At 66.8% G+C, this 9,634-nt stretch carries 8 protein-coding genes; 5 read left to right on the forward strand and 3 right to left on the reverse strand.

Annotated features, from left to right (window positions below):
* Nucleotides 1-48 precede the first annotated feature (48 nt).
* The 5 genes from UUA_RS19235 (at nt 49) to UUA_RS04320 (ending at nt 7,941) form a co-directional block, all read left to right on the forward strand.
* A complete protein-coding gene (locus UUA_RS19235) occupies nt 49-918 on the forward strand; it encodes a hypothetical protein (RefSeq protein ID WP_027492833.1) in 870 nt (289 codons plus the stop codon).
* Nucleotides 919-1,417: 499 nt separating this feature from the next.
* Nucleotides 1,418-3,019, forward strand: a complete 1,602-nt coding sequence (locus UUA_RS04305) for a peptide chain release factor 3 (protein ID WP_008434581.1) — start codon at nt 1,418-1,420, stop codon at nt 3,017-3,019.
* A gap of 52 nt (nt 3,020-3,071) precedes the next feature.
* Complete coding sequence (locus tag UUA_RS04310; RefSeq protein ID WP_008434583.1) at nt 3,072-3,968, forward strand: CPBP family intramembrane glutamic endopeptidase; 897 nt, start codon at nt 3,072-3,074, stop codon at nt 3,966-3,968.
* A 69-nt stretch (nt 3,969-4,037) separates the two neighbouring features.
* The gene (locus UUA_RS04315) at nt 4,038-6,875 is read left to right on the forward strand and encodes a response regulator (protein ID WP_008434585.1); all 2,838 of its coding nucleotides are present in this window, start codon (nt 4,038-4,040) and stop codon (nt 6,873-6,875) included.
* 73 nt (nt 6,876-6,948) lie between these two features.
* Entirely contained in the window at nt 6,949-7,941 is a 993-nt protein-coding gene (locus UUA_RS04320) for a diguanylate cyclase domain-containing protein (protein WP_039953558.1), read from the forward strand.
* A gap of 19 nt (nt 7,942-7,960) precedes the next feature.
* Here the strand turns inward: UUA_RS04320 and UUA_RS04325 are convergent, their stop codons facing one another.
* The 3 genes from UUA_RS04325 to UUA_RS04335 all read right to left on the reverse strand — a co-directional run.
* Nucleotides 7,961-8,431, reverse strand: coding sequence for a hotdog fold domain-containing protein (locus tag UUA_RS04325; protein ID WP_008434588.1), 471 nt, complete (start codon nt 8,429-8,431; stop codon nt 7,961-7,963).
* Entirely contained in the window at nt 8,428-8,817 is a 390-nt protein-coding gene (locus UUA_RS04330; protein ID WP_008434590.1) for a hypothetical protein, read from the reverse strand. The genes UUA_RS04325 and UUA_RS04330 overlap by 4 nt, the downstream gene beginning before the upstream one ends.
* Before the next feature lie 3 nt (nt 8,818-8,820).
* The coding region (locus tag UUA_RS04335; protein ID WP_008434592.1) for a DUF1974 domain-containing protein at nt 8,821-9,634 on the reverse strand (814 nt) is incomplete at its 5' end.

The raw sequence follows: 9,634 nt of genomic DNA on the forward strand, positions 1-9,634 counted from the left end.
AGGCGGACGGCTTCGCCGCCGCCTAACTCCAGCGTCAGGCGTCGCACCATGACAAAGAAGATCGTCCTCACCTTCAAAGATGATGCAAAAGACGAACTCTTCGCCCGCTCGGAGAGAATGGTAAGAACAGGACCGCCATTCAAACTTGCGGGCACTGGCCGTTCCGTCCAATTCCTAAGAGGCGTATTTTCTCGCGCCTCTCTTTGTGTCCCAGCTTTCTACTATTTCCTTGGCGCCGCTTCCGCACATGACGCCGCAAAAGAATCGAACGATTACCCGTTCAAGGTTGCTCAGAGCTACTCCGCATTCTCGGATCTCAACACGCTGACTCTTAGCTGTCGAAAGCTCTTTGATAGCGCCTCAAAACCAGACCTCACCGGCGCCAATTTTTCCAAAACATCTGATGTCACTCTTACTGAGCACGCAGAGTACTGGGCAAAGATTTCTACGCGCAGCATGGAAGAATGCTATACGGCCCTAAGTTTTCTGCGTCGATTCTTCTCTGAGTGCTCAAAAAGCGAAACGGAACTGCTTCGATCCGACGGTCAGCTCCAGAAGCGAATTGGACTTCTAGTTCAACACGCCAACCGCGCTGCCGCGCACCTTTCACTGGAAGATTACTCGCTGGACATAATTGACCTCGCGCATTTCGCCGCAGCGTGTACCGTCATTGGCGAGATCGTGAGAAGTTTCGATAGCCCAGACCTGGGGCCGGACTACTTCAACAAGCTGGACACCGCCTCATATCAGGCCGCGCAGCGCGTCTTCCCACAGATCGCCAAGTTTCAGATGTTCGTATCCTGGAATATCGAGCAACAAGCACGTCTTTATTGGCAGTGGGGGGAGGACAATGGTCTGCACATGCTGCTCAATCAGATTCAACACGCTATCGGCGGCGAACCCAAAGGCGACGCCTAACATGTCGTTCAGGCCGAACCCGCTTCGCGGGTCGGCTTAATTCTGGTGTTGACCGTCCGCTTCTGGCCGAACTGAGACATTCGCACGCTCGGGGAATGGCACTCAAGAAACTGAACTCTGGCAACCGGCTCTTTCGCCACCGCGCAGCGGTGGCGTACCGAGTGCGCGCCAGGATGGCGCGCTGCTCTACCCGGGGCCCCTGTGCGGCGGTGAGGCGGGGACGACAGGCCGCCTAGCGGGCGTTGCCAGGGATGGCAACGCCTTTTCGCACGGGCAGGATGCCCGTTCGAAAAGTCCGGCCCCGCCTCACGGACTTGCCGGGCAGGATGTCCGGCAAGCGCCAAGCGGGGTGGCCTTTCTCTTTGGTTACTTTCTCTTTGGCCACGCAAAGAGAAAGTAACTCGGGCGCCAACGGCGCACGAAAGCTCTTGCTTTCAGCAAGGGCCACCCCTGATCCACGCTACAATTACCGGTTCGCGCTCAAGCCGACCCACTCCCCATGCCCTCGCATCTGCAAGAAACCCGCCGCCGCCGCACCTTCGCCATCGTCAGCCATCCTGACGCGGGCAAGACCACGCTGACCGAGAAACTGCTCCTGTTCGGCGGCGCGATCCAGATGGCCGGCTCGGTGAAGAGCCGCAAGACGTCGCGCAGCGCCACCTCGGACTGGATGGCGCTGGAGAAGGAGCGCGGCATCTCGGTGACCTCGTCGGTGATGCAGTTCCCGTACGAGGGCAAGATCGTCAACCTGCTGGACACGCCGGGACACGCGGATTTCTCCGAGGACACCTACCGCGTGCTGACCGCGGTGGACTCGGCGCTGATGGTGATCGACTGCGCCAAGGGCGTGGAGGAGCGCACGATCAAGCTGATGGAGGTGTGCCGCCTGCGCGACACGCCGATCATGACCTTCATCAACAAGCTCGACCGCGAGGGCCGCTCGCCGATCGAGCTGCTGGACGAGGTGGAGTCGGTGCTGGGCATCGCCTGCGCCCCGCTGACCTGGCCGATCGGCATGGGCAAACGGCTGAAGGGCGTGTACCACCTGGCGCTGGACGAGGTGCACATCTTCGAGCAGGGCAAGAATTTCACCCGGCAGGATTCGACCATCTTTCAGGGGCTCGACGCGCCCGGTCTGGCCGAGAAGATCGGTGCCGAGGCGATGCGCGAGCTGCGCGAGGAACTGGAGCTCGTGCAGGGCGCCGCACCTTCGTTCGATATCGACGAGTACCTGGCCGGCCGGCAGACGCCGGTGTTCTTCGGCTCGGCGGTGAACAACTTCGGCGTGCAGCTGCTGCTGGACTTCTTCGTCGAACACGCGCCCAGCCCGCGTCCGCGGGCCACCACCACGCGCGAGATCCAGCCGGAGGAAGAGAAGCTCTCCGGCTTCGTGTTCAAGATCCAGGCCAACATGGACCCGGCGCATCGCGACCGCGTGGCGTTCATGCGTGTGTGCTCGGGCACCTACGCGGCCGGCATGAAGATGATCCAGACCCGCACCGGCAAGGAAGTGCGCATCGCCAACGCGCTGACCTTCATGGCCAGCGACCGCGAGATCGTGGAGACCGCCTACCCCGGCGACGTGATCGGCCTGCACAACCACGGCACCATCGCCATCGGCGACACCTTCACCGAGGGCGAGAACGTCAGCTTCACCGGCATCCCGAACTTCGCTCCCGAACTCTTCCGCCGTGCGCGGCTGCGCGACCCGCTGAAGATGAAGGCGCTGCACAAGGGCCTGGCGCAGCTCTCCGAGGAAGGCGCCACCCAGTTCTTCCGTCCGCTGATGTCCAACGACCTGATCCTGGGCGCGGTCGGCGTGCTGCAGTTCGAGGTGGTCGCCTACCGGCTGAAGGACGAATACAACGTGGACGCCAGCTTCGAGCCGGTGACGGTGACCACCGCGCGCTGGGTGCACTGCGACGACCCGAAGAAGCTGGAGGAATTCCGCGAGAAGAACGCGATGAACCTCGCGCTGGACGCAGCCGGCGAACTGGTCTACATCGCGCCGACGCGGGTCAACCTGCAGCTGGCGCAGGAGCGCTGGCCGCAGGTGCGCTTCGCCGCCACCCGCGAGCACGCGGCGGCGGTGGAGCTGTAGCCGCAACGCCACCGCACTGCTAACGTGCGGGGCTTTGCCGGGGGAGCCACGCATGCACGACCACGCCATCGCCTTCACCACGCCGCCCGGAGCGCCACGCCAGCGGCGCTGGCTGCTTTCCCCGCCGGGGCGGATTGCGATCTTCGTGGCCTGGCTGGTCGGCCTCATGGTGATGCTGCGGTTCGGCTTCCTCGCGCTGGGCATGGGCCAGGGCACGCCGATCCTGCAGCAGAACCTGGCGCAGTTCGTCGCCCGTGCGCTGGTGCCGCTGGCGGCTTACCTGATCCTGGTGAAGCTGGTCGAGCGCCGGGCGCTCATCGAGCTGGCGCCACGCTCGCTGTTGCCGCAGGGCCTGCTCGGGGCGCTGGGCGGGCTGCTGCTGTTCAGCGCCGTGGTGGCCGTGCTGTGGCTGGTCGGCAGCTACCACGTGAGCGCGTTCCAGCCGCATGCGCCATGGTTGGGCGCGTTGCTGGTGGTGGGTCTGGGCGCGGGCATCGGCGAGGAGATCGTCTTCCGCGGCGTGCTGTTCCGCATCGTGGAGGAAGGCCTGGGCACCTGGTGGGCGCTGGGCATTTCCGCGCTGCTGTTTGGCGCCATCCACGCTGCCAACCCCGGCGCCACGCTGTGGAGTTCGGCGGCCATCGCGATCGAGGCCGGTCTGCTGTTCGGCATGGTCTACCACGTGACCCGCTCGCTGCCGGTGTGCATGGGCCTGCATGCAGCATGGAATTTCGCCCAGGGCACGATCTACGGCATTCCGGTTTCCGGCACCGCGGCCGACGGCTGGCTGGTCTCCACCCGCAGCGGCCCGGACTGGCTTACCGGCGGCGCGTTCGGTGCCGAGGCATCGGTGGTGGCACTGGCGCTGTGTACCTTGGGCACGACCGGCCTGCTGGTCGTGGCGCGGCGGCGCGGCTCGATCGTGCCGCCGGTCTGGCGCCGCCGATGAGCCGGTGACTGCCCATGCCAGCCCTGGCGCCAGCCATGCAACAGGCGCGCAAACTGCGATGATTCCCGCATGCCCGTGAACCGAACACCCAATACGTGGCTGGCCAACCAGCCGCTGCAGCACAAGATCATGCTGGCCATCGGCCTGCTGCTGGGGCTGTTCCTGCTGGCCAACGCGCTCACCCTGCACTCGCTGCGCCAGCAGGAGGACGACCGGGGCTGGGCGACGCATACCTACCAGGTGCTGCTTCAGCTGGACCACGTGCTGCAATCGATGCAGGCCAGCCAGGTGGGCGCCCGCGGCTACCTGCTGACCCAGGATGCCGCACAACGCTACGCCTTCGAGAGCGCCAACCGGGATCTGGGCACCGATCTCGCGCGGCTGCGTGGACTGATGTCGGACAGCCCACTGCAGCTGTCGCGCATCGACAAGGTGGAGGAAACTGCACAACTGTGGCAGCGCGAGTTCCGTAGTGGAGTGATCGATGCTCTTGCCGGTCTGGGCACGCTCGACCCCGCACAGGCCGCGCTGCAGCGGCAACGCATCCAGTCCGACTACCTGAAACACCGCAGCATCAGCGCGAAGGAGATCGAGGACGTCATCACGCAGATGACGCTGGACGAGGGGCGGCTGTTGTCCATGCGCAACCAGCGCCTGGACCGGACCATCGCCATCACCCGCACGGTCGACATCGTGGCGGCCGCGCTCGCCATCCTGTTCGGCCTGGCGGTGATCCGGCTGACCCTGCGCCTGGTCACCCGCCCGCTGCGCGGCCTGACCGATCTGCTGACCCGGCTGGCGAACCATGACCACGACTTCGAGATTCATCGGCTCGAACGCCGCGACGAGATCGGCGAGATCGCGCGCGCATTGCAGGTGTTCAAGCAGATGTCGGTGGACACCCAGACGCAGAGCTGGATCAAGGAACAAGTGTCCGATGTTGCCCACCTGCTGCTGCAGGCCACCACGCACAAGGAGTTTGCGCAGTGGCTCACCAGCGCGCTGGTGCCGCTGTGCAAGGTCGGCGTGGGCCTGTTCTATTCCTACGACGACGCCCGCCAGCGGCTCGACCTGATCGGCAGCTATGGTCTGCGCCTGAGCAATCGTTCGGCCGACCAGTACCTGCCGGGCGAGGGACTGGTCGGCCAGTGCGCGATCGAGCGCAAGCCGATCATCCTGGACGACGTGCCGGCCGACTACCTGCGCATCGACTCCGGCAGCGGCGAGGCGCTGCCGGGCCACATCGTAATCCTGCCGGTGCTGTACCGCGACACCCTGATCGGCGTGCTGGAACTGGCCGGCTTCACCCCGCCGACCCCGCTGCTGCGACAGTTGCTGGACGAACTGCTGCCGCTGGTGGCGCTGAGCCTGGAGAACCTCAACCGCACGGTCAGCGTGCAGGGTCTTCTGCTGCGCACGCAGGAGCAGGCCGACGAGCTGCGCGTATCCGAACTGGTGATGCGCCAGCAGAAGGAGGTGCTGCGCGACAACAACGACGCCCTGCAGGCGAAAACCGAAGAACTGGAGGAGCAATCCCGGCGGCTGATCGCCTCCGAAGAGGAACTGCGCATACAGGCCGGCGAGCTGCAGGCGTCGAACGAGGAACTGCGCGAGAAGACCGACAGCCTCAACCGGCAGAAGTACGTGCTGGAGGACCTGCAGCAGGAAACCGCCGACAAGGCCGCCGAACTGGCACGTGCCAGCCAGTACAAGTCCGAGTTCCTCGCCAACATGTCGCACGAGCTGCGCACGCCGCTGAACAGCCTGCTGATCCTGTCGCGCGACCTGGCCGGCAACGCCGGCGGCAACCTGGACGCGGAGCAGGTCGAGTCGGCGCGGATCATCCATGACGCCGGCAACGCCCTGCTGCACCTGATCAACGACATCCTCGACCTGTCCAAGATCGAGGCCGGCAAGATGGCGCTGGTGATCGACGAGCTGCCGCTGGCCGAGCTGTTGCAGCGCCTGCGCCGCACCTTCGCCCACGTCGCCGCGCAGAAATCGCTGGGGTTGACGCTGGAGGTCGAAGCCGGGCTGCCGGCCACCCTGCGCACGGATTGCGCCCGGCTGGAACAGATCGCCAACAACCTGCTCGGCAATGCCTTCAAGTTCACCGCCGAAGGCGCGGTGGGCCTGCACATCGGTCGTCCGGACCAGCTCGACGTGCCCGACCCGCTGCAGGGCCAGCCGCTGCTGGCACTGACCGTCAGCGACACCGGCATCGGCATCCCTGCCGACAAGCTCGAACGCATCTTCAACGCGTTCGAGCAGGTGGACGCCGGCACCAGCCGGCAGTTCGGCGGCACCGGCCTGGGCCTGGCCATTTCGCGGCGGATGGCGAGGATGCTCGGCGGCGACCTGGTCGTGCGCAGCGAACCGGGTTGCGGCAGCCGCTTCACCGTGCTGTTGCCGGAGGAGCCGCCGGCGACCGCGTCGGCGCAGTCGGAGGCCGCGCCCGACCGGCAGGACGCCGCACCGTATGCCGTGACCGTCACCACCACCGCCCAGCCGGCCGCCGGCGGCGGCGGCGAACTGGCCGGCCGCCGCGTGCTGCTGGTGGACGACGACATGCGCAACCTGTTCGCGCTGTCCAAGGTGCTGCGCGGCTGGGGCATGCAGGTGAGCCTGGCGCAGGACGGCGCCAAGGCGCTGCGCATGCTGGCCGACGAGGCGATGCCGGAGCTGCTGCTGATCGACATCATGATGCCGGGCATGGACGGCTACGAGATGATCCGCACGATCCGTGCGCAACCGCGCTACGGCACCCTGCCGATCATCGCGCTGACCGCCAAGGCGATGCACGGCGACCGCGAGAAGTGCCTGGCCATGGGCGCCAGCGACTACCTGTCCAAGCCGATCGACCTCGACCGCCTGGCGGCCACCATGCTGGCCTGGCTGCGTCGCTGAGTACGACGGCATTCATGCCCCGCCGGCTGCAAGGGTTAAGGTTAAGCCCAAGCCTGCCTGTCTGGTGAACACGATGCTGCCGAAGATCCTTGTCGTCGACGACACCGCCGCCAACCTGGTCGCCATGCGCCGCCTGCTCGCCCACAGCGGCGCGGAACTGCTTGAGGCGCGCAGCGGCAACGAGGCGCTGGCACTGTGCCTGGACCACGAGTTCGCGCTGATCCTGCTCGACGTCAACATGCCCGACATGGACGGCTTCGAGGTGGCCGCCCTGCTCGGCAGCGCCGAGCACCTGCGCGACACCCCGATCATCTTCGTCACCGCCGCCTACGCCGACGACCTGAGCCGGCTCAAGGGTTACCACTCCGGCGCGGTCGACTACATCGCCAAGCCGATCAACGACGCGATCCTGCAGTCGAAGGTGCGCGTGTTCCTGGAGCTGTACACGGCACGCATGAAGCTGCAGCAGGCGCTGGACGAGCTGGCCGAGCGCAACCGGCAACTGACCCGGGAAATCGCCGAACGCAAGCTGATGGAGGCAATGGTGCGCCATCAGGCCCAGCACGACCCCTTGACCGGCCTGCCGAACCGCATCCTGTTCCAGGACCGCCTGTACGGCGCGATCCAGCGCGCGAACCGCCACCAGAGCAGGTTCGCCCTAGCCAGCATCGACCTCGACGGCTTCAAGCAGGTCAACGACGTCCACGGCCACGCCGCCGGCGATGCCCTGCTGCAGGAGATCGCCGCGCGGTTGTCGGCGCAGCTGCGCAGCAACGACACGGTGGCGCGACTGGGCGGCGACGAATTCGCGCTGCTGCTGGAGGACGTTGAGGATCCCCAGCTGGCGCTGCAGCTGGGCGAGAAGTTGTGCAGGGCGCTGGGCGAGCCTTATGTGCTCAGCGTCGGCGGCCAGCCGATCGAGGTGCAGGTCGGCGCCAGCATCGGCATCGCGCCCTACCGGCCGGATACGGCCGACGATGCCGATGAGCGGCTGATGCAGGCGGCCGACCACGCCATGTACGCAGCCAAGCGCAGCGGCAAGGGCCGCTGCGTGCTGGCAGACTGAGCCGACGCCGGCTGCCTGTTCAGCCGCGCTTGCGCGGCGATACCCACATCAGCACGCGCGCCCGGAACACCATCTCGCCCGCGTCGTCGGCCACCTCCACCTTCACCGGCCACTCGTAGCCGTCGCCAGAAACGGGCGCGGCCAGCTCCGGCGTGGCGATGCCGTGCATCGTGCCCACCGCCTTCTTCAGGTATTCGACCGACATGCCCTTGGGAATCCAGCGCATGTCCGCCGGAATCGTCGCATCGGTCATCACCCCGGCGGCCAGCTCGGCCAGGTTGCACAGCGCGATCGCATGCACGGTGCCGAGGTGGTTGTGCACGCGGCGCCGGTCGCGGATGCGCGCCTCGCAGCGTCCCGGCTCCAGCACCACGAAGCGCGGCGCGATGGTGGCGAAGTACGGCGCCCTGAAGCAGATCAGCCGCGAGTACAGCCCGCGCCCGCCCGGCCACGGCGCCAGCCGGCGGTACAGTGCCAGCGCCGCGCTCACGTCGCCGCCCAGGGCGTGAGCGGCAGGGCGAACGGCACCGCGCCCAGCACGAACAACCCGGTCAGCACACGCAGCAGCAGCTTGTTGTGGCGCAGGAACACGAATTGCTCGACCAGCCGCCCCAGCCAGAACAGCGCCATGCCCGCCAGCAGCGCATGACCCAGCCGCGTCGCCAGCAGCTCGCCGGGCAGCCAGAAGCACAGCGCGGCCACGCCGAGGAACACGTAGATCAGGCGCAGGTTGAGGATCTGCGTCACCGCGCGCGTGGCCACGTCCGTCTGGCGCAGCGCGGCCGGCCAGTCGAACAGCTTCCAGAACGCCAGGTGGAACGCGGCGAAAGCCAGGCTGTGCGCACCGCACAGGTAGATCCGGGTTTCGCCGCGCATGACTCAGTCGGCCCCGGCCGACGCCCGGCGCGCGTCCGCGCGGGTCACCGCCGCGCGCAGCTCATCGGTGTCGAAGTCGTCCACCGAGATGAACTCGAACACGCCTTCGCGCACGCGCCTGAGCAGGCCCGCCTCGGCCGCCGAGATCACCCCGGCCTGCTGCGCCTCGGTGAGCTGGTCAAGGTAATCGTGTGCCTTGAACTGCCCCGCCTTCTGCGCCTTGCCGAACTTGCGATCGACCGGCTCGGCAGCGATTACATCGGGCAACAGCGCCTTCATGCGGCCGATCGTATTGTTCGCCGTGGGTGTGGTGTAGACCCAGTCGGTGAGGCGATCGAGCGCGTCGTTCGGCGCGGTGAGCAGCGCGGCGACGCGGCGGCCGAGGCGATCCGACGGCGGCACTTCGCGCCGGCCCAGCGGGAACACCAGCGCGCGCAGCAGCCACGCCACCGGACGCACCGGGAAGTTGCGGATCGCGCCGTCCAGCGCGTTCTGGATCAACCACATGCACTGGTGGAAGCCCCAGGCCAGGAACGGGCGGTCCGCCTCCGGCCGGCCGGTGTCCTCGTAGCGCTTGAGCATGGCGCTGGCGATGTACAGGTAGCTCAGCACGTCGCCCAGCCGCGCGGAGAGCTTCTCCTTGAACTTCAGCTTGCCGCCGAGCACGCCCATGAACACGTCGGCGGTGAGCGCCAGCGCGGCCGAGTAGCGGTCGAGCTTGCGATAGTAGCGGCGGGTGTAGGCATCACCGGCGGTCTCGCCCAGGCGCGCACCGGAGAGGCCCATGGCGAAGCTGCGCACCGCGTTGGAGATGCCG

The sequence above is a fragment of the Rhodanobacter thiooxydans LCS2 genome (assembly GCF_000264375.1).
Taxonomy (GTDB): domain Bacteria; phylum Pseudomonadota; class Gammaproteobacteria; order Xanthomonadales; family Rhodanobacteraceae; genus Rhodanobacter; species Rhodanobacter thiooxydans.